Origin of the sequence: Mycobacterium sp. (genome assembly GCF_035697385.1) — a bacterium.
Lineage (GTDB): Bacteria > Actinomycetota > Actinomycetes > Mycobacteriales > Mycobacteriaceae > Mycobacterium.
Genome location: NZ_DASSCY010000009.1, coordinates 1 through 22652 on the forward strand (window position 1 = coordinate 1; position 22652 = coordinate 22652).

General features: G+C 64.6%; 20 protein-coding genes. 8 read left to right on the top strand and 12 right to left on the bottom strand.

Annotation, left to right across the window (positions count from 1 at the left end; genetic code table 11):
* Nucleotides 1-513 (top strand): class I SAM-dependent methyltransferase (locus tag VFH65_RS00715; RefSeq protein WP_353319202.1); only part of this gene is annotated, 513 nt, incomplete at its 5' end.
* A gap of 208 nt (nt 514-721) precedes the next feature.
* On the opposite strand, the gene VFH65_RS00720 is transcribed toward VFH65_RS00715, so the two are convergent.
* The 7 genes from VFH65_RS00720 to VFH65_RS00750 all read right to left on the bottom strand — a co-directional run bounded on the left by VFH65_RS00720 (nt 722) and on the right by VFH65_RS00750 (nt 8008).
* Nucleotides 722-2809, bottom strand: coding sequence for a RecQ family ATP-dependent DNA helicase (locus tag VFH65_RS00720; RefSeq protein WP_353319203.1), 2088 nt, complete (start codon nt 2807-2809; stop codon nt 722-724).
* 26 nt (nt 2810-2835) lie between these two features.
* Nucleotides 2836-3549: a TIGR03943 family putative permease subunit gene (locus tag VFH65_RS00725; RefSeq protein ID WP_353319204.1), complete on the bottom strand. Its 714-nt coding sequence runs from the start codon at nt 3547-3549 to the stop codon at nt 2836-2838.
* Nucleotides 3546-4496, bottom strand: a complete 951-nt coding sequence (locus VFH65_RS00730; RefSeq protein ID WP_414688329.1) for a permease — start codon at nt 4494-4496, stop codon at nt 3546-3548. The genes VFH65_RS00725 and VFH65_RS00730 overlap by 4 nt, the downstream gene beginning before the upstream one ends.
* Before the next feature lie 67 nt (nt 4497-4563).
* The gene (locus VFH65_RS00735) at nt 4564-4968 is read right to left on the bottom strand and encodes a hemophore-related protein (protein ID WP_353319206.1); all 405 of its coding nucleotides are present in this window, start codon (nt 4966-4968) and stop codon (nt 4564-4566) included.
* A 188-nt stretch (nt 4969-5156) separates the two neighbouring features.
* Complete coding sequence (gene dmpG, locus VFH65_RS00740; RefSeq protein WP_353319207.1) at nt 5157-6221, bottom strand: 4-hydroxy-2-oxovalerate aldolase; 1065 nt, start codon at nt 6219-6221, stop codon at nt 5157-5159.
* 72 nt (nt 6222-6293) lie between these two features.
* Nucleotides 6294-7208: an acetaldehyde dehydrogenase (acetylating) gene (locus VFH65_RS00745; RefSeq protein WP_353319208.1), complete on the bottom strand. Its 915-nt coding sequence runs from the start codon at nt 7206-7208 to the stop codon at nt 6294-6296.
* A gap of 14 nt (nt 7209-7222) precedes the next feature.
* Nucleotides 7223-8008: a 2-keto-4-pentenoate hydratase gene (locus tag VFH65_RS00750; protein WP_353319209.1), complete on the bottom strand. Its 786-nt coding sequence runs from the start codon at nt 8006-8008 to the stop codon at nt 7223-7225.
* Between the two features lie 73 nt (nt 8009-8081).
* On the opposite strand from VFH65_RS00750, the gene kstD reads away from it, so the two are divergent.
* From kstD to VFH65_RS00770, 4 genes are all read left to right on the top strand, one after another.
* Nucleotides 8082-9818, top strand: a complete 1737-nt coding sequence (gene kstD, locus VFH65_RS00755) for a 3-oxosteroid 1-dehydrogenase (RefSeq protein ID WP_353319210.1) — start codon at nt 8082-8084, stop codon at nt 9816-9818.
* 1 nt (nt 9819) lies between these two features.
* Nucleotides 9820-10680, top strand: a complete 861-nt coding sequence (locus VFH65_RS00760; protein WP_353319211.1) for a MaoC family dehydratase — start codon at nt 9820-9822, stop codon at nt 10678-10680.
* A 429-nt stretch (nt 10681-11109) separates the two neighbouring features.
* On the top strand, nt 11110-11577 hold the full coding sequence (locus VFH65_RS00765) for a hypothetical protein (RefSeq protein WP_353319212.1): 468 nt from the start codon (nt 11110-11112) through the stop codon (nt 11575-11577).
* Nucleotides 11578-11872: 295 nt separating this feature from the next.
* Nucleotides 11873-12766 (top strand): MPT63 family protein, encoded by an 894-nt coding sequence (locus VFH65_RS00770; protein ID WP_353319213.1) that lies wholly within the window; start codon nt 11873-11875, stop codon nt 12764-12766.
* Between the two features lie 9 nt (nt 12767-12775).
* Here the strand turns inward: VFH65_RS00770 and VFH65_RS00775 are convergent, their stop codons facing one another.
* A complete protein-coding gene (locus tag VFH65_RS00775) occupies nt 12776-13582 on the bottom strand; it encodes a hypothetical protein (RefSeq protein WP_353319214.1) in 807 nt (268 codons plus the stop codon).
* 619 nt (nt 13583-14201) lie between these two features.
* On the bottom strand, nt 14202-14549 hold the full coding sequence (locus VFH65_RS00780) for a hypothetical protein (RefSeq protein WP_353319215.1): 348 nt from the start codon (nt 14547-14549) through the stop codon (nt 14202-14204).
* Between the two features lie 818 nt (nt 14550-15367).
* Here VFH65_RS00780 and VFH65_RS00785 point away from each other — a divergent pair.
* A complete protein-coding gene (locus VFH65_RS00785; protein ID WP_353319216.1) occupies nt 15368-16618 on the top strand; it encodes an FAD-dependent monooxygenase in 1251 nt (416 codons plus the stop codon).
* 1 nt (nt 16619) lies between these two features.
* Here the strand turns inward: VFH65_RS00785 and VFH65_RS00790 are convergent, their stop codons facing one another.
* Nucleotides 16620-17498 (bottom strand): hypothetical protein, encoded by an 879-nt coding sequence (locus tag VFH65_RS00790; RefSeq protein WP_353319217.1) that lies wholly within the window; start codon nt 17496-17498, stop codon nt 16620-16622.
* A gap of 139 nt (nt 17499-17637) precedes the next feature.
* On the opposite strand from VFH65_RS00790, the gene VFH65_RS00795 reads away from it, so the two are divergent.
* Nucleotides 17638-20028, top strand: a complete 2391-nt coding sequence (locus VFH65_RS00795; RefSeq protein ID WP_353319218.1) for a GNAT family N-acetyltransferase — start codon at nt 17638-17640, stop codon at nt 20026-20028.
* Here the strand turns inward: VFH65_RS00795 and VFH65_RS00800 are convergent.
* Nucleotides 19985-21046, bottom strand: a complete 1062-nt coding sequence (locus VFH65_RS00800; protein ID WP_353319219.1) for a GNAT family N-acetyltransferase — start codon at nt 21044-21046, stop codon at nt 19985-19987. The two genes, VFH65_RS00795 and VFH65_RS00800, sit on opposite strands and share 44 nt — an antisense overlap.
* 270 nt (nt 21047-21316) lie before the next feature.
* On the opposite strand from VFH65_RS00800, the gene VFH65_RS00805 reads away from it, so the two are divergent.
* Nucleotides 21317-21892, top strand: coding sequence for an acyltransferase (locus VFH65_RS00805; protein WP_353319220.1), 576 nt, complete (start codon nt 21317-21319; stop codon nt 21890-21892).
* Here VFH65_RS00805 and VFH65_RS00810 read toward each other — a convergent pair.
* Nucleotides 21879-22649: a hypothetical protein gene (locus VFH65_RS00810; RefSeq protein ID WP_353319221.1), complete on the bottom strand. Its 771-nt coding sequence runs from the start codon at nt 22647-22649 to the stop codon at nt 21879-21881. The genes VFH65_RS00805 and VFH65_RS00810 overlap by 14 nt on opposite strands.
* Nucleotides 22650-22652: the final 3 nt, after the last annotated feature.

The window sequence follows — 22652 nt, forward strand, 5'->3', positions numbered from 1 at the left end:
GACGTAATCGGCTTCGACCAGAGTCCGCGAATGGCCGAACTGTGCAGGCAGCGCGTGCCCTCAGGCCGGTTTCGGGCGCACGATCTCGCCGATCCGCTCGACTGGCTGCCCGACGGGTCTGTGGACCTCGTGCTGTTCGCCCTTGCGTTGGAGTACGTCGACGACAGGGCGCGCGCGCTGCGGGAGCTTCGGCGCGTGCTTCGTCCTGACGGGGCGCTGGTGCTGTCGCGACAGCATCCCACCGGTGACTGGCTGCGACACGGCGGGAACTACTTCGATGTACGGGTCATCGACGAGGTGTGGAGTCGGGGCTGGCGGGTCCGATACTGGCTGGCCCCACTCGAGCAGACCTGCGAGGAATTGCACGAAGCCGGCTTCCTCATCGAGCGCCTGATCGAGCCGCGTCCGACCCCTGCGGCTGCCGAGATCGACCAGGACCGGTACGAGCGCTTGCATCGCGAGCCCACCGGTTTTCTGGCGATCAGGGCGGTGCGCGATCCGCGACGCCGCTAGCGACATCCCGTGACGAGTGCGCTGACGTAGAGGTTCGCGGGAATGGCCGAGAAGTCGGCTCGACGCCCACCGTTATCGGCACGACCCAACCGAGTGTGCGCTCATCGCGTCGAGTGTGCATGCAGCGTCGAGATCTTCGCAAAATTCCGCAGCAAGCGCACACTCGGCACAGCCATCGCACACTCGGCGCAGGCATTGCCCCACGCCCCTAGCTGACGCTCGCCAGCGCGAACGGCAGCACGTCGACCGCCCCGGCGCCGCGCACCACACGTGCCGCCATGGTCAGCGTCCATCCGGTATCGGTGACGTCGTCGACCAGCAGCACCGGACCGCCAGCGGCACTGATCACCGCAGGATCCGGCGCTTCCCACGAATCATGTAGCGCAGCAACGCGATACGCGGAGTTCGCGGCGGCAACCGGGCGATGCTCAGGCGAATACCTCAGCGTTCCCAGATTGGTCAGACGACCCAGTTGCGCGAACCGGTCCACCAGCGAACCGATCAACATCGGATGGCGTGCGGAGTCCAGGCCCATCACCGCGGTAGGCCGGGTCTCCCAGGTCCAGGCCGCGAGCACCTGCACGGCGGCGCGCACCACCTCGTCCGGCACCTCCTGATCGGGATCGTCGATCAGGCGCCGCAATCGGGCGCCCCAGCCCAAGTCCGTCAGCCGCCCGATGACCCGCCCCGCTGACGGGCCGTCACCGATGCGGCCGCTGAGGTTCAGGCCGAGCTTGGCCAGGCCCGACGGCCACTGCTTGCGCGGCGTGATCTCGACGCCGGGGCGCATCAACCGCTGCCGGGTGGTCTCCACCGCCGCCACGTCGATGTCAGCGCGGAGATGAGGCCCTGCGCAGTTGTCGCAGCGGCCGCAGCGGTCCCCGTCGCGTAGTTCGGGGTCGTCAAGTTGGCTGCGCAGGAACACCATCCGGCATCCGTCTGTGTCGAGATAGTCCAGCATGGCCTGCTGCTCGCGCTTGCGCGCCTCGTCGAGCTTTCGATACCTCTCCTCGTCGTAGCTCCACGGTTCGCCGGTGCTGACCCATCCGCCCTTGACGCGTCGGACCGCGCCGTCGACATCGAGCACCTTCAGGACCATCTCCAGCCGGGTCCGTCCGAGATCCACCAGCGGTTCCAGCGCGGGTGTCGATTGCGGGCGGTCGGGCTCGAGTGCACGGATGACGTTGCGCACCATGGCTTCCGAGGGGAACGCCACGGACGCGAAGTAGCGCCAGACGTCGGTGTCCTCGCGCCCTGGCAGGAGGATGACTTCGGCGCTGTCGGTCGACCGGCCCGCACGGCCCACCTGTTGGTAATACGCGATGGGCGAGGACGGCGCCCCGAGGTGGACGACGAATCCGAGGTCGGGTTTGTCGAATCCCATGCCCAGCGCCGATGTTGCGACCAGGGCCTTGACCTTGTTGTCGAGCAGATCGGCCTCGAGTTGTTCGCGTTCGGCGGCTTCGGTGGAGCCGGCATAGGCGGCGACGGCGTGGCCCTGCTCGCGCAGCATGGCCGCGATGTCGTGCGCTTGCGCGACGGTGAGCGTGTAAACGATCCCCGAGCCCGGCAGCGAATTCAGTTGCGCGGCAATCCATGCCGCCCGCTGTGCTGGACTGTCGGTCTTCACCACCGAGAGTCGCAGCGATTCGCGGTCAAGCCCGCCGCGCAACACCAGCGTGTCGCGGCCCCCGACACCCAACTGGCTCGCGACATCCTCGACCACTCGGTCGTTGGCGGTTGCCGTCGTCGCGAGAACCGGGATATCTGTTCCCAATTCGGCGATGAGGGTGCGTATCCGGCGGTAGTCGGGCCGAAAGTCGTGCCCCCAGTCCGAAACACAGTGCGCTTCGTCGACGACGACCAGTCCGGCGTCACCGGCCAGCGCCGGCAGCACATTGTCGCGAAAGTCGGGGTTGTTCAGGCGTTCTGGGCTGACGAGAAGTACATCGAGTTCACCGGTCTTGACCCGGCGGTGGATCTCTTCCCAGTCTGCGATGTTGCTCGAGTTGATGGTGGCTGCTTGAACCCCGGCACGCTCGGCGGCGGCGACCTGGTTGCGCATCAGGGCCAGCAGCGGCGAGACGATCACGGTCGGTCCGCTACCGGCGGCCCGCAGAAGCTTGGCGGCGATGAAGTACACGGCTGACTTTCCCCAGCCGGTGCGCTGTACGACGAGAGCCTGGCGATGGTGGACCACCAGCGCCTCGATGGCGGTCCACTGGTCGTCGCGAAGCGTCGCCTGTGGGCCCGCTAGCTGTTCGAGAATTGCCTGGGCCTGCTCGCGACTCGCCATGTGCCCATCGTGCCCGCACCCTCCGACTAGTACGCGTAGGTGTTGGCGGGTTTGTCGATGCGCTTGACGCTCGTCACCGCCAGGGTGGGGATGAAGTTCGTCGCAGGCGTTGATGTCCCAGGTGTCACGGTGCCCTCCACCTGCAACCAGGTGTCCTCCGGGTAGCCGGCCGCGACCCCGAGCGCCGGACCGGACAAGTGGATCCGCGCCAGTTGTGCGTCGGCGGCGCAGCAGACGATGACCACCCGAGCCAGGTCGGTGCTGTCGGGATACTTCAGCGTGAAGCCGGTCATGGTGATCAGTCGGCCGTCGAGGCTGCCGGTGGAATCGGTGGCGGCCCGCATCAGCACATCGGGTAGCGAAACGGTTGGCGCGCGGCCGGCAGGCAGCGGCGGGAACGGCCGGCGTTGCGGTTCGGTCGACGCCACCGCTTCCGGAGTGGCGCCGTTGGCGCCCAACGGCGGCGGCACGACGAACGTGGTGAGCACGATGGGCACCAACAGCACCCACACCAGCCAGGGGCGATGCCGGTGACCGTCATCGCCATCGGCCCCGTCGACGCCATCGCGCAGATCGCGCACAATGGCCGCCACCGCGAGCGCGATCAGCACTACGGCGGCCGCGATCAGCCACGGCAGCAGCGACGGTTTGACGTAGTGCAGGTAGGAGCCCTTCACCGCCATCACCACGATGCTCAACCCGACGAGCAGCAGCAGGGCGTTCTGGGTTCCGCGGCTCATCGCGCACCACCAAGCACGACGAGGCCGACGACGGTCGCGACCGCGGTGGCGACCACGAACGTCGCGGGCCCGAAGCGGACGGCGAACGGACGCCCGAACAGCCCGGCCTGCATCGCTGACAGCTTCACGTCGATCGCAGGCCCGACGACGAGGAATACCAGTCGTGGCAGCAGCGGCAGCATCGTGAGGCTGGCGGCGACGAACGCGTCGGCCTCGGAGCACAGCGCAAGCACGACCGCGAATAGGGCCATGGTCAGCACACCGACGAGGAGGTTGCCGGCGAGGTGCTCGAACACCCACGCGGGGACGGCGACCCGAAGCGCCGCGGCGGCCGCAGCGCCAAGGACGAGGTAGGACCCGGCCTGCAGGAAATCGTGGCGCGCGGCCTCGGTGAAGACGCTCCAGCGCGATGCCCCTGCCTCATGCGGACGGGGCAGCTTGCGGGTGATCCATTCGGCGCGGCCCCACCGCAGCCACAGCAGCCCCATCGTCACCGCTGTGATCAACGAAGCGACACAGCGGGCCAGCACCATCGCGGGCTCACCGGGAAATGCCACGGCTGTGGCCACCAGCACGACGGGGTTGATGGCGGGCGCGGACAGCATGAACGTCAGCGCGGCCGCCCCAGATGCGCCCTCGCCGAAGAGCCGCCGCGCAACGGGCACCGAACCGCACTCGCAGCCGGGTAGGGCGGCACCGCCCACACCAGCCACCGCGACGGCCATCGCCGGACGGCGGGGCAGCCAGCGCGCGAGCCTGTCGGCCGACACGAACGCCGCGATCAAACCACTGATGACGACGCCCAGCACCAGAAAAGGCAACGCCTGCACGAACACGCCGCAAAACACCGTCGCGGCGACGGCCACCTCAGCGGTACCGGCCACGAAAGCACTCATCGCGCCGGCCGAAAGGGCCAGCGCGATGAGCGAAGCGAGCAAGACCTCCATCGAACCGATACGCCTGCGGCGCTCGGTCGGGACGGCGGTCACCGCCCCATCTTGCCGGTGTTACTTGTTAGAGGTCCGACAGCACCTCAGAAATCGGCGTCGGTGTCACCTCGATGCCACATTGATTCGCGAGGTCGACGGCCGGCTGATTGATCGCCTGCAGCTCGGACTCGATCTGCGGATTCTCGGCGAAGTACAGCTGGTAGGCCGCCTGGGCCTCTACCTGCGGCTTCGTCGCAATCTCCGACAGCGCCTCATTGGCGGCCGGGTTCGACGCGAGGTACGTGCTCGTGGACGCCGACACCGTGCTCGAGGTGTTGGCGATCCCGCTCACGGTGCAGTTGTCCGTGTCTGGGGGTTGAGGTTCGGCGTTGGCCACCGGCGCAATGATCGCTGCGGATCCAAACGCAAGCAGGCCGCCGGCGAACATGCCGTACAGGCCGCGTCGAACGGTCTTCTCGGACATCTTCATCGGATAACTCTCCTTCGGTCTGCGAAATGTGCGACAGATGCGTCGCGCCCCGAGGGCTAACCGAAGACCGGGATCGCTAAACGACGTCACCGCCGGATCGCCTCGCCGATCCGGAGCGTCGCGACTGCACAGCGGCGGTTATCGCGCCGCCAAAAAAAGTTCTTTTAGCCCAGCTAACCGCTGACGTGTCAGCGCGTCGCCGGCACCTGCCCGCTGTCTTGTTCGCGTTTGATCTCCAGCGCGATGTCGATGAGCTGGTCCTCCTGCCCACCGATGAGCTTGCGCTGGCCCGCGCGGTGCAGCAGTTGATGCGCGGGCACCCCGTAGCGCTCGGACTGGCGGATGGCGTGCTTGAGGAAGCTCGAATAGACACCGGAGTAGCCCATGATCAGCGCGTTGCGATCCAGCAGGCATTCGGCAGGCATCGCGGGCGCGACGACCTCTTCGGCCGCATCGGCAATGTCGAAGAAGTCGATACCGGTTTTGACGCCGATCTTGTCGAACACCCCGATCAGCGCCTCGACCGGTGCGTTGCCAGCACCCGCGCCGAACCGCCGGCAGGATCCGTCGATCTGCTTGGCTCCCGCACGCACGGCTTCGACGCTGTTGGCCACGCCGAGTCCGAGGTTCTCGTGGCCGTGAAAACCGACCTGCGCGTCGTCGCCGAGTTCGGCGACCAGCGCCGCGACGCGGTCGGCCACGCCCTCGAGGACCAGCGCGCCTGCCGAGTCGACGACGTAGACGCACTGACATCCCGCGTCGGCCATGATCCGGGCCTGGGCAGCCAGCTTCTCCGGCGGAATGGTGTGGCTCATCATCAGGAAACCGACCGTCTCCAGGCCGAGCTCGCGGGCCAGACCGAAGTGCTGGATGGAGACGTCGGCCTCGGTGCAGTGGGTGGCGATGCGGCAGATCGACCCGCCGTTGTTCTGCGCCTCCTTGATGTCCTCCTTGGTGCCGACCCCTGGCAGCATCAGGAACGCGATCTTGGATTCCTTGGCGGTCTCGGCAGCGAGCTTGATCAGCTCCTGCTCAGGTGTCTTGGAGAACCCGTAGTTGAAGCTCGACCCGCCCAGCCCATCACCGTGAGTGACCTCGATGACCGGCACACCGGCGGTGTCCAGTGCCGCGACGATGGCACCGACTTCCTCCTTGGTGAATTGGTGACGCTTGTGGTGGGATCCGTCGCGCAGCGACGTATCGGTCATCCGGATGTCCCACATCGGATCGAAATAGATCTCGTCGGCGCTCATTCCTCGACTCCTCCTCGCTCCGGTCCTCGCTCGTTCCTCGCTGCGATCCTCACTCGTTGTCGTCTTCGGTACTCATGCCTGACCTCCAGCTAATGCCAACGACTCTTTGGCGATCTCTTCGCCGACCTTGGTGGCCGCCGCGGTCATGATGTCCAGGTTTCCCGCATACGGCGGCAAGTAGTCGCCCGCGCCTTCTACTTCGATGAAGGTCGTGACGAGGGCTTGGCCGCCCGAGTTGACCGACGGATCGTCGAACTGAGGCTCATTGAGCAGCCGGTAGCCCGGCACATAGGTCTGCACTTCGGCCACCACATCCTTGATCGACTGCGCGATGGCATCGCGGTCGGCGTCCTCAGGGATCGCGCAGAAGATGGTGTCGCGCATGATCATTGGCGGATCAGCAGGGTTCAGGATGATGATCGCCTTGCCGCGCGTGGCGCCGCCGATTGTCGACACGCCCTTGCTGGTGGTCTTGGTGAACTCGTCGATGTTGGCCCGGGTGCCCGGCCCCGCGGACACGGACGCAACCGAAGCGACAATCTCCGCATACGGCACGTCCACGACGCGCGACACCGCGTAGACGATCGGGATGGTGGCCTGCCCACCGCAGGTGATCATGTTGACGTTCGGGGCGTCGAGGTGCTCACGCAGGTTCGCCGGCGGGATGACGGCAGGGCCCACCGCCGCGGGCGTCAGATCGATGGCGCGGATGCCGGCCTCGGCGTAGCGCGGGGCAGCGTCGCGGTGCACGTAGGCACTGGTGGCCTCGAACACCATGTCCGGCTTCTCATCCAGGCCCAGAAGCCAGTCGACGCCTTCGTGGCTGGTCTCCAGGCCAAGCTTTCGCGCGCGGGCCAAACCCTCGGACTCCGGATCGATGCCCACCATCCAACGCGGCTCCAGCCACTCCGACCGCAGCAGCTTGTACAGCAGGTCGGTGCTGATATTGCCCGACCCGACGATGGCGACAGAAGCCTTCTCCGGCATGTGTTTTCCCCTAGCTATTCGAAAGTCAGCCGGACTGAACCTAACCCGGCGAAGTCGGCGACGAAATTGCTGCCGGGCGGTGCATCTATCGCACGTGTGCACGACCCGGGCAGCACGATGTCGCCGGCCTTCAGGCGCACACCGAAGCTCTCCACTTTGCGCGCCAGCCAGGCCACCGCGGTGACCGGATTTCCGAGCACCGCATCGCTGCGGCCCTTGGCGACAACCTCGCCGTTATTCGTAAGCACCGCGTCGATATTGCGGATGTCGATGTCTTTGGGCGACACCCGCGCCTCGCCCAGCACCCAGCCTGCCGAGGAGGCATTGTCGGCGATGGTGTCGCACAGCTTGATCTTCCAGTCCTTGATGCGGGTATCGATCAGCTCGATGGACGGGGCGAACGCTGCCGTCGCCGCCAGCACGTCGTCTTCGGTGCAACCGGCCCCCGGGAGGTCGTCGGCCAGAATGAAGCCGACCTCGACCTCGACGCGTGGGTAGAGATAGTTCGCCGACTTGACTGGGCGGTCCTCGTATACCTGCATCTCGTCCAGCAGGTGCCCGTAGTCGGGTTCGTCCACGTTCATCATCTTCTGCATGGCCTCGGACGAAAGGCCAACCTTGTGTCCCACCACGCGGGCACCTTCGGCGACCCGCTGGCGGATGTTGATCAGCTGGATCTCGTAGGCATCCACGACGTCGATATCGGGATTGCCGGTGGTCAACGGGTCGATGGGGATGCGACTGCGCTCTGCCTCGGCGAGGTCGGCGGCCAGTTCGTCACGCACCTGGACACTGAGCATCTATGCGAAGTCCCCTCGTCTCTTGGACCGGGGCAGTTGTCCCCAGGCCGGCCAATTCTATAACGTGTTCTACATGACTGGTCAGGAGTACGACGTCATCGTGGTGGGAAGCGGCGCCGCCGGCATGGTCGCTGCCCTCACCGCCGCCCACCAGGGACTATCAACAGTAGTCGTCGAGAAGGCTCCGCACTATGGTGGTTCCACTGCGCGGTCAGGTGGCGGTGTGTGGATCCCGAACAACGAGGTCCTCAAGCGCGACGGCGTCACGGACACGGCCGAGGCGGCGCGCACATATCTGCACAGCATCATCGGCGACGTCGTCGAACCCGAGCGCATCGACACCTATCTCGACCGCGGCCCGGAGATGCTGTCGTTCGTGCTCAAGCACTCGCCGCTGAAGATGTGCTGGGTGCCCGGCTACTCCGACTATTACCCGGAGACTCCTGGTGGCCGGCCCGGCGGCAGGTCGATCGAGCCGAAGCCGTTCAACGCGCGCAAGCTCGGCGCCGACCTGCCCGGCCTCGAGCCGCCCTACGGCAAGGTGCCACTCAACGTCGTTGTGATGCAACAGGATTACGTGCGCCTCAACCAGCTCAAGCGCCACCCGCGCGGTGTGCTGCGGAGCCTGAAGGTCGGCGCGCGCACGATGTGGGCCAAGGCCACCGGCCAGAACCTCGTCGGTATGGGCCGGGCGCTGATCGCCCCGTTGCGCATCGGGCTGCAGAAGGCCGGGGTTCCGGTTCGCCTGAACACCGCACTGACCGACCTGTATGTCGAAGACGGTGTCGTCCGCGGCATCTACGTCCGCGAAACAGGAGCGCCCGAATCCGCTGAGCCGGAACTGATCCGGGCGCGGCGGGCCGTCATCCTCGGATCCGGCGGCTTCGAGCACAACGAGCAGATGCGAGTGAAATACCAGCGCGCCCCGATCACCACCGAATGGACCGTCGGCGCGACGGCCAACACGGGCGACGGCATCATCGCCGCCGAAAAGCTCGGCGCTGCACTGGATGTCATGGAGGACGCGTGGTGGGGACCGACGGTGCCGCTGGTCGGCTCACCGTGGTTCGCACTATCCGAGCGCAACTCCCCCGGTTCGATCATCGTGAACATGTCCGGCACGCGGTTCATGAACGAGTCGATGCCGTATGTCGAGGCGTGTCACCACATGTACGGCGGCGTGTACGGCCAGGGGCCCGGTCCCGGCGAGAACATTCCGGCCTGGCTGGTGTTCGACCAGCAGTACCGCGACCGCTACATCTTCGCGGGATTGCAGCCGGGGCAACGCATCCCGAACAAGTGGCTGGAGTCCGGCGTTATCGTGAAGGCCGACACGCTGGAGGAACTGGCAGGCAAGGCGGGGCTGCCGGTCGAAACCCTGACCGCGACGGTCGAGCGTTTCAACGGGTTCGCCCGCTCCGGTGTCGACGAGGACTTCCACCGCGGCGAGAGCGCGTATGACCGCTACTACGGCGACCCGACCAACAAGCCGAACCCGAACCTCGGCGAGATCAGCCACGGGCCGTACTTCGCCGCGAAAATGGTGCCCGGCGACCTGGGCACCAAGGGCGGAATCCGCACCGACGTCCATGGCCGCGCGCTGCGCGACGACGGTTCGGTGATCGACGGTCTCTACGCCGCCGGTAACGTCAGCGCGCCGGTGATGGGGCACACGTACCCCGGTCCCGGCGGGACGATCGGTCCGGCCATGACGTTCGGATATCTGGCGGCCCTGCACGTCGCCGGAGCCGCTCGGCCGGCGACTGGGGGCACCACCCGCTTGCGGGGGACCAACACCGGGAAGGCCTGATATGCCCATCAATCTCGATGAGGCGCTCGGCGCCGAACTGGATCCCATCGAATTCTCTTGGACCAGTACCGATATCCAGCTCTATCATCTGGGACTCGGCGCGGGTTCGGACCCGATGGATCCGCGCGAGCTGCGCTACCTGATCGACGACACCCCGCAGGTGCTGCCCACGTTCGGCAACGTGGCGGCCAGCTTCCACATGACCGAGCCGCCGACGGTGAAGTTCCCTGGCATCGACATCGAACTGTCCAAGGTTCTGCATGCCAGCGAAGCGGTGACGGTGCCAGGACCGATCCCACCCGCGGGCACCGGTCGCGCGGTCACCAAGTTCACCGACGTCTGGGACAAAGGGAAGGCAGCGGTGATCTCGTCGGAGACGACGGTGACCACTGGAGACGGCACGCTGCTGTGGACGCAGAAGCGGTCGATCTTCGCGCGCGGCGAAGGCGGCTTCGGCGGGGAGCGGGGGCCGTCGACGTCCTCTGAGCCACCGCAGCGCGCTCCTGACTTCGAGGTGGCCATCCCGGTCTCGCCGCAACAGGCACTGCTGTACCGACTGTGCGGCGACCGCAACCCACTGCACTCAGATCCGGAATTCGCTGCGGCGGCAGGGTTTCCGCGTCCCATCCTGCACGGGCTGTGCACATACGGGATGACATGCAAGGCCATGGTGGACACGTTGCTGGACGGTGACACCGCGCGGGTCGGCAGCTATGGCGCCCGCTTCGCCGGTGTGGTGTATCCCGGCGAGACGCTCAAGGCCAGCATCTGGAAAGAAGGCGACGGCTTTTCGGCCATGGTCACCGCACCCGAGCGGGACGATGCAGTCGCACTGGCTGGCGTGGAGTTCATTCCCGCCTAGCGCTTGAGGTCGCCGTACCGGCGAACGCTGATACAGCAAAGGGCGTCTGCTGGCGCCTCATACCCGAGTCAGACACGCCCGGGCTTGCCGCCCTTAGCCGTACTAGTTTGCCTTTTCGTCAACTTCGTGTAGTTCTTCGTTTGCTACCGACTGGCATGCCACTTTGCCGAAATCGATACTTCGGTCAATATTCACTATCGGCACTGACGTGCTGAAATGCGCGTCAATACTCTGTCCAGGCACTATGCCCTCCGGCCTACAAGCGCTCAGATAGCTGGCTTGGCCCAGCGTTACATTGCCTGTGTAGCTGTCGGCAAATTGCGAAGACATACGATTGGTATCAATATTTGTTTGCCGAAATGCTCGCTTTCCGAGGTGAAGTGTGTCTAACATTTAGCCCGTCAGTGTCCAGGCAGCTAAGGAGCAGCCATGTCATTCTTCCGTTCAACTCTTCTACTCGGCGCTTCGCTCGTTGGGGCCGGCGCCATCGCTCTCGTCGGGGCCGGCGCCGCCTCGGCTGAAAGCGGGATCAACTTCACGCCGGGTAACGACGGCCTGCTCAACAGCGGGACCGGCAACAGCGGCATCCTCAACGGCGGGACCGGAAACACCGGGATCGCGAACAACCTGCTGGGCCCCGGTGCCCTGAACAGCGGGGTGGCCAATGGCCTGTTCGGCGGTTCTCTCAACAATGGCATCGCCAACCAGGGAAACCTCAACCTAGGCATCGCCAACATCGGCACGGGCAACGTGGGACTCGCCAACATCGGCGTGCTGAACGGCGGCGCCGTCAACGTCGGCACCGCAAACGGTGGCCTCGTCCAGATCGGCGGCGGCAATCTGGGTGCTGTCAATATCGGCAACGGCCGGACCGGACTTCTGCGGATCCTGGGCTAGGACGCAACCGTCTTCGATCTCTTTTTCGAGAAGTACCACCACGAGGCTGCAGGAACCCCTCCCTGCAGCCTCGTTGGTGTCTTTGCCGTCTGGCCAGCTTCCCGCGAAATGTAACGCAATGGGGGCTGGGAGATTTGGTTGTACGGTTGCTGACGGGGCCGTGAGCAACCCGAAATAGCCAGCACCGCAACCCATCCAGAGTCCACAATTTCGGCGCGACCTGCTAACTTCGCTTCATGATCATCCCCATTCGCCGGGGATGCCGCCTGTCGGATTGAGTCAGGAGTGCACCAAGTTGAAGATCACCGCAATCACAACCGCTTTGGCCGCGGCCATAACGACTTCAGGGGCCGCCGTCATCATCGGCGCGCCGATCGCCGCCGCCGAGGACACCACCACCGGCACACTAGGCAGCCAGGTAAAGCTGGTTGACGGGGCCGTCATTCAGGGCTGGACCATCAGCGACTTGAAAGCCAGCACCGACGTCATCCCCTACCCGGTAGCAGGCACACTCTGGGAGGCGACGGCAACCGACGAAGCCCTCCAGGGCAGCGCCACCCCCATCGTCTCGAACCTCAACGCCCGTGCCCGCAACGGTCAGACGTACCGGGTGCTGTTCGGCGCCGCTACCCCGCAAGGGGTCAACCCCGCCACCCTCGCCCAAGGCCAAAAGACCACTGGGAAGGTCTACTTCGATGTGACGGGCGAGGGACCCGACAGTGTCGTGTACAACGTGGGCGGTCAGGATCTTCTGCTCTGGGTGCAACCGCCGCCCTCGGTCCCGCGGACCGGACCCCGGTCGACTCCGTATCAGGCGACAAGTCCGGCGCCGTCTGCCTCCGCGACGACCACCCCGGCACCTGCACCCGCGGCGGCAGAGGCCACCGCCCCTCCGACGACCACGGCAGTGACGCCTCCTCCCGCGGGTAGCCAGGGGACACCGCTGCCCGCGGGTAGCCAGGGGACACAACTGCCCGCAGGCAGCCAAGGAACTCCCCTTCCGCCTGGCAGCCAAGCCCTTCCGCCGGGCAGCGAAGCCGTTCCGGGCAGCGAAGTGACTCCTGTTCCGGTAGCCCCCGAAGGCGCACCGCGGCCGGCAAGTGTGGAAGAGTCGCCGGTGCCCGCACCTGACGGCAGCCACGGCACGCCCATCACCCCCGTTACCACGACGCCGGTGCCCGCTCCCTGACGCACTAGGTCAGGAGTGGGACGACCACCACGCGTACAACTGGTCGAATGTTGGCCCCTGCGGGCCTGATTGGACGGTGCTGACCAGGAGGTCGTCTTCGTCGGTCCATGCGACCGTTGGGCGGCCTTCCTGGAGACCGCAGAACAGCACACCGCTGGTCTTGTGAGGTGTCGCGTTTCGTCGCCACGGGCCAGGCGACTGAATGTTGCCCGGACAGTTGACTCTGGTGGCCGTCCGGACGATGTCGTTGAACGCGGCATCGAGCGCGGCCTCGTCGCTTGCCAACGTGTAGGTCGCCGATTGCGGGCCGCCGGCGTCGATGTTGTTCTCGCACTCGACTTCTGCCGGCGCACCGTCCGGCGGGGAGACGGGTTTACACGAATCGGAGGGGTAACCCGCCGGAAGCAATCGCAACAGCCGGGCTTGTGCTTCGGTCTCCGGTGAGCTCGAGGGCGCGGTGGTCGATGTCGCGGAATCGTTGGCGGCCGAACTAGGCGCAGACGACGACGGACGCAACAACCACACCGCAAGGCCACCAACGACGACCACCGCGAGGGTGGCGACGGCGAGCAGAATGGTTGGTTTGCGTGCACGACGCACGGGCCGCGGGTTGACGAGCAGCGGTTCGAAACGGCGCGGCCAGTCTGAATCGGTCGGTGTGTACAGCCGGGCATCACCCGGCAGTCCGCCCTCGGGTAAGGCCCGTGGCGGAACGGAAATGTGCAGCGGGCCTGTATCGGCATCGTCCGGGTCGGGCTCTGCGAACGTGCCTTCCGGAGCGGACGGCCACGAGTCCGGTGGTTCAGACGACCTCACGTCATGACCTCCGCGCGCCTCACAATCAACGTCACAACCCCCATGTCTCGTCCTGCGGTACTGAGGGTAGTAGGTGACGCAATTGAAGTGCGCCGGCAATCGAAGTCTATGTGCGGTGTCGGGACCTTGTCCGGTTCGTGCGTGCCGAATCGGTCCGGTTGGTGCGCACAGGATCGCGCACCGGATCCGTTAGCGAGCAGTCCATCAGGTGCTTCAAGACGAGGCTATGCAGTCGTGGCGCCACCACGGCGCCGTCATCCACTGAATCTGCCACCTCGAGCGGCACGGGAAAAGTCGCGCCGCAGCCGGCGGGGCACTCGACATCAAGCGTGCCAAGCGGTTTTAGTGCCGGCATGGGTTCTGGTCGGATCAAGGGGATCGCAGGCTCGCAGCCACACTGTGCGGCATGGATGAGCGCATCGCATTTCGCCGACGACAGCAACAAGCGCGGTCTGCCGACCCAGCCGCAAGTGCAGTGTCCTTGGCTGCGGTGCCGCGGCAGAACCGCCGTCACGACGCCCTTGCCGCCAACCGAATCACTCATCAATTGCTTATCCCCTCACTTATTGCCCTGGCGACGGGGCCGTCGTCACGGCCCCGCCGTAGAGCCCCTTTCAGGTCAGCCGAACCAACAACTCACGTTTTTGCCCCGCCCGTTGATCGCACCAACCAACGTCCGCAACGGATCCTGACCCGGAGGTCCACCAATACGTTCGGTAACGAGAGCCGTTGGGATATCAAAGAGCTGGCCCATCACAAGCGGTGGACTGTCAGCTGACTTCGGCTTCGGCTCGGCCACAGCATCATTGCGTTTTGAATTGGCGTTTAGATTCGACCCCAGCCGAGTACTGGGACTGGAATTCAGGGCCGTACCGGACTTCTCGCCATTGCCATTGTTGTCGCTATTGGCGTTGGCACCACCATTGCCGCTGCTATACAGCACGAGCAGACCGCCGCGGCCGAGCACGGGCCGGGTTCGCTTCGGTGTACGACGATGCCGCCCCCTCTTCGGCGTCGTCGTCGCGCCGAAGCGCCATAAGTATTCTGAATCTGGGCACGAGCCCGCACCCTCTAGTGGATGAACCTTTCTATGGATCCCCGCGAAATTGAGTTGTCGGCTTGCATTCGGCGCGGCCTCCACCTGAGGGAGGGCCGCGAGACGACGAAGAGCGACGGCCAGCACTCCTCGGCGGATCATCAGTTCCGCCGCAAGCTTGATTCCGCTCCGGACCCGATCCCACGGCCCGAGCGTTGCGTTCCCGAGCCATACGTGCCACCACCCTTACCGGCGGCCCGGTCCACCCCTGTGTGTTACAGATCACAAGATCCTAAACTTTGCTAGATCTGACGTCAAGTGACCGTAGCCTGCCTGCGGCGAAGTTCAAGATCAAGCGCCTGTCCATTGATTGACCGTGTCGTGAAACTATGACGATGACACTCGTAACACGTCGGCTACTGACACCAGGCGGGTGCCCATTAGAACTCAAAGGACGTGACTTGACCGGAATGCCCAGGTTATCGGCGCTTGCGGGATCAAGTACATTGACAGGGAATCCCCAGCTCAGATGACTTGGCAACGCCGAAATGTCGTCATTTGCGTCAATATTCTATAAGATTCGGGGGCATGTCTTCATCCAAACCAGCAATCGAGTTGAAGGCCTGGCAGTAGATGTCACATGATTGCTAGATCTGCACTTCGCCGCCTAACCTGGCGTCAATGGACACGTAGATGCTGGTATCGGGAAGACCTCGGCCGGACTGGACCCCGCCTGTCGGCACGGGGTAATGCGTAGCGGAGAAAGGGTTGGCTTGCGGATTCTCTGCGTCGGTGCTGGCCCCGCCGGCTTGTATTTTGCGCTCCTGGTGAAGCGCGCGAATCCGAGCCACGATGTCGTGGTGCTCGAACGGCGGCCGCCCGGCTATGCCGGCGGCTGGGGCTTGACGGTGTGGGACGACTTGATGATCGAGTTGCAGTCGACCGACGAGATCACTGGCACTCGCATCGCGGAATCGGCGTTCAGGTGGCGCGGAATCGTCCTCGATCGAGAAGGTGAACGCGTCGAATTCGAAGGCAGCTGCTACGCCATCGCGCGCGCCACCGTTCTCGACATCCTTACTCAGCGCGCCGTCGCGCTCGGTGTCGACATACGCTTCGACACCGACGTAGCGGAGGCCACCGAACTCGCGGACGCCGACGTCGTGGTCGCATGTGACGGTATTTACAGCGTGCTGCGCGAACGCGATCACGAACGCTTTGGGACGAACGTCGTCCGCGGGAAGAACAAGTTTGTCTGGCTCGGTACGACGAAGGAGTTTCCGTCCTTCACGTTTGGCTTCGTACGCAGCCCGACGGGCTGGGTCTGGTTCTATGCCTACGGTTTCGACGGGAATACGAGCACCTTCATCGCTGAGTGCACCGAAGACACATGGCGGAGTCTTGGCCTACATGAAGCATCGGCACGTGAGAGCTTGACTATCCTCAAGCGACTCTTCGCCGAACACCTCAAGGGCGAGTCGCTGATGAGCACTCCCGGACGCGCGGATCCCACGCTGCCGTGGATGAATTTCCCGACAGTCACGAACGAGCGGTGGTACTCCGGGAACGTCGTGCTGATGGGGGATGCCGCGCATACGACGCACTTCTCCATTGGCTCGGGAATGCGCCTTGCACTCGAAGACGCGATCTGTCTCGCGCGTGAGTTACAGACCAAGCAGACTGTTGCCGACGCGTTCGACGCATACGAAAAGAAGCGGCGGGCGGCGCTCATCGGTCCAGAAACGGAAGCATGGTTCAGCCAACGGTGGTTCGAGAACTACGACCGCTATGCGAATCTTCCCGTGTCAGCGCTTGGCGCCCTGCTCCTGGCTCGGCGCGACCCGCTCATGACAAAGATCTCGCCTCGGGTCTATTACCGGATCGATAGAATCCTGAATTCAGCCGGGTTCATGCGCATGCTGCGCCATCGAGTGGGCCCGTCGACGCGCCTGCTGTATGGCAAACACGCCCGCCGAAACGCGGGCACATCCGAAACCTGAGCTACCAACGCGTCCAGGGCCGTACGTCCAGCCAATGTTGCACGGTCTCTATGTATTTCAGCGCCAGACCGTCCTTCCACTCTCCCGAGTAATGCCAGCCCACACAGCCCCACAGGTCGCCGCCCGTGTACCCGTTTTCGAGGTAGTTGACCCATCCCTCATAGCACCCGCGCAGGACGGCCAGCGAGTAATCGACGTTGAAAGCCGTGTGTTGCTTAGAGTTGGGCCATGAGCCCGGCCGTGTGGTGTGCTTGAGCTGCAGCAGTCCGAAGCTCGTCGGGCACGGCACGGCCGCGCCGCCGACGCATAAGGCCGGATCAGTTGCGAAGTCTGAGACCTTGTCTTGGCGCCACGAGGATTCCGCCACGGCCATCGCGCGGACGACTTCGGCATCAATGCCCCACTTACAGGCGCCCCACACGATGATCTGATCAGTCGTGCCCGCGTATTTCCCATCGATTCGGGGAACGAACAGTCGGTTCGCCGAGTCATTCCAGAAGTCGGGCCACGGCGGCAGCGTGAGAGACGCCGGAACCGACAGATTCGCTTCCCTGTTCTCCGCGATCTGCTCACGTTGGGATCCAACTTGCTCGGCGTGTGCAACGCAGTGGTCAGCCGACGGTAGGTCGGCGCCGACCGCGAGCGTCCCGCCGACCAGCGGTATGTCGGGTGGCAATTCGACTCGTCGGTCCAGTGCTCGGCCAATTCCCTTATCTGCGGCTTGCGTATCTACGGCTTGCGTATCTGCGGCTTGCGGCTTCGCGCTTTCGGGCCGCGATCGAGCGGTGTCGACCACCATGACGAGTGCAATGGCCAGAGCCGCTACCGAGAGGCCGAGTATCCACACCAGGGTGAACCTGCGGTGAGCCAGCTGCGCCATCTGTCTATCCCCCCGGCGCGAGTCGGAGACATTGAACCCGTTCGATGGGTCTGAGCAAACTCTACGCGAAGGGCCGCGATAGCGGGATAAGGTGTTTCCACGCGATCAGCACGGTGTCAGACAAGATCGAGGAGACATCATGCCCCGGGTGTGCGTGATTCGATGCCATTACTTCCGCGACACGCGGCTGCAGCGCGAGGTCAATGCCCTCCTCGAATGCGGCCACTCGGTGCATGTGGTGTGCCTGCGCGACAGCAGTGAACCGCTGCGCGAACATCGCGGTCGCCTTTACATCAGCCGGATGCCGCTGCGCCATCATGCCGGGGCGGGAACCGCACGTCGTCTCGCCGAGTACGCCATGTTCCTTGCCTTGGTCGGCCTCGGAGTCGCAGTGCTGCACCTGCGTCGCCGTTTCGACCTCGTCCAGGTCAACTCCCCTCCAGATGTTCTGGTCTTCGCGGCGCTTATCCCGAGGCTCACCGGAGCTCGGGTGCTGCTGGATTTGCAGGAACCGCTGCCGGAATTCTTCGCAACGAAGTTGGGTGCCGCGCAAGGACATCCGGCCATCCGGCTGATCGCTTCATGCGAGCAGGCGAGTATCCGGTTCGCACATGCGGCTCTCACAGTGACAGAGCAGATGCGCCAGACGTTCGTTGGCCGCGGTGCCGCTCCGGACAAGATCACCGTCGTCATGGATGGGTCGGATGCGGAGCTCTTCGACCCCACCCGATTTCCTCCGCGCGAGGGCACCAACGAGAAATTCGTGTTGGTCAGCCACGGCACGATCGAGCCTCAGTACGGGCTGGATACAGCGATTCGGGCAGTCGCTCGACTGGCTGAGGCGATCCCCACCCTGGAGTTGCGCATCGTCGGCGATGGTTCACAGCGCTGCGAGTTACAGGCGTTGAGTTCCAGTTTGGGGGTGTCGGATCGGGTTGTTTTCAGTGCAGGCTTCCTTCCGATCGACGAACTCGTGGCGACGTTAGCCACCTCCGATGTCGGTGTGGTGGCGATGAAGCAGGACACCTTCCGCGATCTCACGCTCGCGGGCAAGATGTTCGACTTCATCACGATGGGCATCCCGATGGTCGTATCGACCACCCGTTCCGTGGAGGAGACCTTTCCCGCAGGCTGTTTCGAGCCGTTCGTCTCCGACGACCCGAGCAGCCTGGGCCGCGCCATTGATCGTCTGTACCACGAGCCGGAGTTGGCGACGTGCTATGCGACGCGGGCCAAGGAAGTTGCCCGTCCCTATTCGTGGCGGGTGCAGCGTCAGCGCTATTCGGACGTCGTGGACAGCCTGCTCGATCCCCCACCAACTACCGCTGTGTCAAAGCCGCACACCTGCAATGTAATTCGGCCCGGCAGCGAGCCGGTGTCCGCCGAGTTGATACGTCGCCCGGACACATCCGTGCTCACCGCATGGGATGAGCTAGTGGAGACGGTGCCCGGCAGCGACGTCGCTCAGTTGTCCGCGTGGGCAGACATTCGTCGGGCAGCCGGTTTCGAACCGCAGTACGTGTTTGCGTGGCGGGCCAGCGAACTAGTCGGCGGAGCGCTCGTGCTGAGGCGCAGTTTGCCTCTGGTCGGCGAGGTCGGCTACGTGCCCTACGGTCCGATCGTCGCACTAGAGGCTGACCGGGCGTCGGTCGTCACCGCACTCGCCACCGCGCTGCACGATCTCGCCTTCCGTCACATGAGGATGCTTTTCATCCAGCCCCCGTACGGGGGTGACGACATCAGCCTCGAACTTCGACGCTTGGGCTTCCGGCAATCTCACGCCGGGATCGCCCCGGAAGCCTCTCTCCGCGTGGACCTTTCGAACGACGAGGACTATTTGTGGGCCCGGCTTCCGAAGGAAACGCGGCGGCGGGGCCGCAAATGGCCTGAGCACGGGGTGCGTGTCCGCCGCGGGACGCTCAATGATGTCGCGCTACTAGCCCGACTGCATGCGGCCACCGCGCAGCATCACGGCTTCGAGCCCATTCCGCACGGCTACATGGCGAATCTCTATCGCCTGCTGGCCCCTGCTGGCCACGCCGAGCTGTTCATCGGGGAGCTCGAGGGCCGGCCGGTGGTAGCCGATCTACTCACCGGCTGTGGCGGTGTGCTGACGGGACGCCTGACCGGCATGGAACGGGACTCGGCGGTGCGGAAGTTGGCGATCTCGTCCGCGGTTCGGTGGGAGGAGATTCGCTGGGCGAAGGCTAACGGGTACCGCTGGTTAGACTTTGGAGGCATTCGCGATGCGGCGGTTTCGATACTCCTGGAAGACCCCCCGGACACATCCAAATTGACGAGCTCCGAGGCGTTCAAGGCATCTTTCGGCGGGACACCTTTCCGCTACCCCATGCCCGTGGAGATCATCTCGTCGCGAGTGGTCCGAGTCGCCTACGATCTCACCCAACGTTGGCCGGCCGGCAGGCGCCTGGTCGAGCAGACTGCTCACCGGCTTCGGGCTGGCGCGTCGAGCGGTGTCCGGCCAATCAGGCAAAGTAGCGGTACAACAACGACCCCGCCCGCTCTGTGATCTCATCGGGCACCGCATCGTCGGTGAGCAGTCGAGTCAACTCGCCGAGGAGACCGTCGAGTTCTCGATCGCTGTCATCGCTCGGACTCGGTGAGCAGAGCGTCACGATCCGGCGCTCCTGGCTGGCCCACTTGCGCTTGTACGCGACGAGTCCCGGCTGATCCAGATCGCTCAGCCCCCAGTCCAACAGACGAAGTCCTCTCTCCGATGCCCAGCGCAGGGCCGCCCACGCCACCGCATCATTCGGCCGCAGAGACAGCGCACTCGCAAGCGACGCTCCAAACTTGTAGTACACGACGTCGTTCCACACCAGGTAGACCGCACCCGCGATCGGTTCGCCGTTAGCGCGCGCGAGTAATGTGACGATCCCGTCGCGAACAGAGAACTCCTGCCAGATGCGCTCGAAAAAGGCAAAGGGCTGGGCCAGAAGCCGATACTTGTGCTTTCGCAGTGACACGTGGAGTCGGTGATAGGCACGGAGACCGTCCAGCCCGGTGACTGCGTCGACGTAAACGCCGTTGCGCTCGGCCGCAGCGATGTTTCGGCGGGTCGCCGGGCTGAGTGACCGGTAGATGTCCTGGACGGCGACGTCCAAAGGCGTGCCGTGCCAAGCGGCCTCCTCCGCCCGCACGAGCCGGGCGTCGGCCGTCGGCACCGCGCCGTCGAGGCAGCGAATCGTGAGGGGGGCGTCGTGGCGCATAGCGTCGTCGACCAGAGACGACCACATCGCGGGATCGGCGACGAGCGGCTCGGCGCGATCCGAGAATGGCAGGCTGATCAGCCGGTCGCCGCGGAAGTCACTGATCGGTACCCACGTGAAACCGTCGGTCGGACGTCCCGCGGCGTCGGTGGCGATCCGCGCCTGCGGTGTGAATCCGTAGGTGTCGCACACCGATCTGATCCAAGGCGGCGAGGTGAAGATGCTGCCTTGCGCGTCTGTCGCGAGCGTGTTCCAACGCGGATCGGTACGAGGATCGGCGGCGATCACCGTTCGACTGCCCGGCATCGCCGTGCTCATCGGATACCATCCCGCCGCTGCACCGCGGAAAGGATGAGCACCGCTCGCCTCTCTACAGTGGTCCAGCGCCGAGGTCGTGACATCATCGGTCCTCTTAGGAGGGGATGGTTGGGTTGTTGCTAACCCTGCATAGCATCAAAATAGGGCGCGGACTGGGCGTTTCAGCATTGGTTTCGGGCCTATACTTCGATGACCATGAAGTGGTCGACTTCGCCCCCTACCACGTCGACAGACTCTGAAATGACTCAGCCCTGCGGCGATTAGCTCGTCATGAACTCCAGTGAATCGAACGGCGTCTTTGTCCATCCGCACGGACTGTGTGAAAGCGATGATGTGGGTGCGGGAACCCGGATCTGGGCTTTCGCGCACGTCTTGGCTGGCGCCAAAGTCGGGCGCGACTGCAATATTTGCGATCACGCATACGTAGAGGACGGCGTCACGATCGGTGATCGCGTCACCGTGAAGAACGCTGCCCTGTTGTTTGACAAGGTGACAATCGAAAACGATGTGTTTCTCGGGCCGGCAGTGGTTTTTACCAATGACCTGCGACCACGTGCGGCGATCAAACGCAGCCGCGACGAGTTGCTTCCCACGCTAGTCCACGTCGGCGCTACTTTGGGCGCCGGTGTCGTGGTGGTGTGTGGTCTCACAATCGGCGCACATGCATTCGTCGGAGCGGGCGCTGTGGTGACGAAAGACGTTCCCGCTTATGGAATTATCGTCGGAAATCCGGGCCGCCTTATTGGCTGGTCCTGTGAATGTGGGACAACGCTTGGAGATGACCTCGCGTGCGTGTGCGGACGTTCCTACCAGCAGGAATCCACTGGGCTGGTTAGGACCCGGTGATCCGCTGACTGCCAATTCCGAATGCGGCGCGACGCATAGGCGGCCCGACCAACTTGCCGAAAGATCGATACCACGCCATCGCCATCCAATCACCTTGAGCGGCAGCCGAATTCCACACATCACGGGCGACACCATCTACCTCGGCCGCGATCACTGGAAGCTCGGACATGATGGCATCGGCGAGGAGGAGGGACTGGCGATGACGCCGGCGCTGAAGCACCGTCCGCGGGCGGGTCGCTTCGAAGAGTGTGGAGCCGAGCAGGTTGGCGACGCTGACGTCGAGTGGTGCGCGTTGTCGGAGGCGGGCGACGAGGTCGGGCGCGAAGGTGCTCGGGACCCCGAAATCGAAGAACCACACTCGACCCTCAGCAGGCTCGTAGGTCACGTTGCGTAAGTGGAAGTCGAAGTATGGCTCGTCGAAGGTTTCGACATAGGTCCGCACCGCAGCGGCGAAGACACTGGCCAGCTGTTTGATCTCCTCGTCGGTCCAGAGCCGGGAAGCAAGTTGAGCGAGAAGGGGTTCGCCTGGCGCCCGTTCCATGCGGACGAATACGGGGTCATCAGTGCCGACATCGATGGGCCGCGGGCACCGGGCCCTGCCATCGCTTCCGAGCGCGCGGTGGAAACGCTGCAGGCGGTCATGCTCGCGCGCCGCCTCAGCCGACGCCAGCGGTCCTGTGAACTCCTTGCGCACCACTGCGCCCCCATCTTCCAACTTGACGGTGCGATGGGGCGAGCGCTGCAAAACGCGGTCCACGAT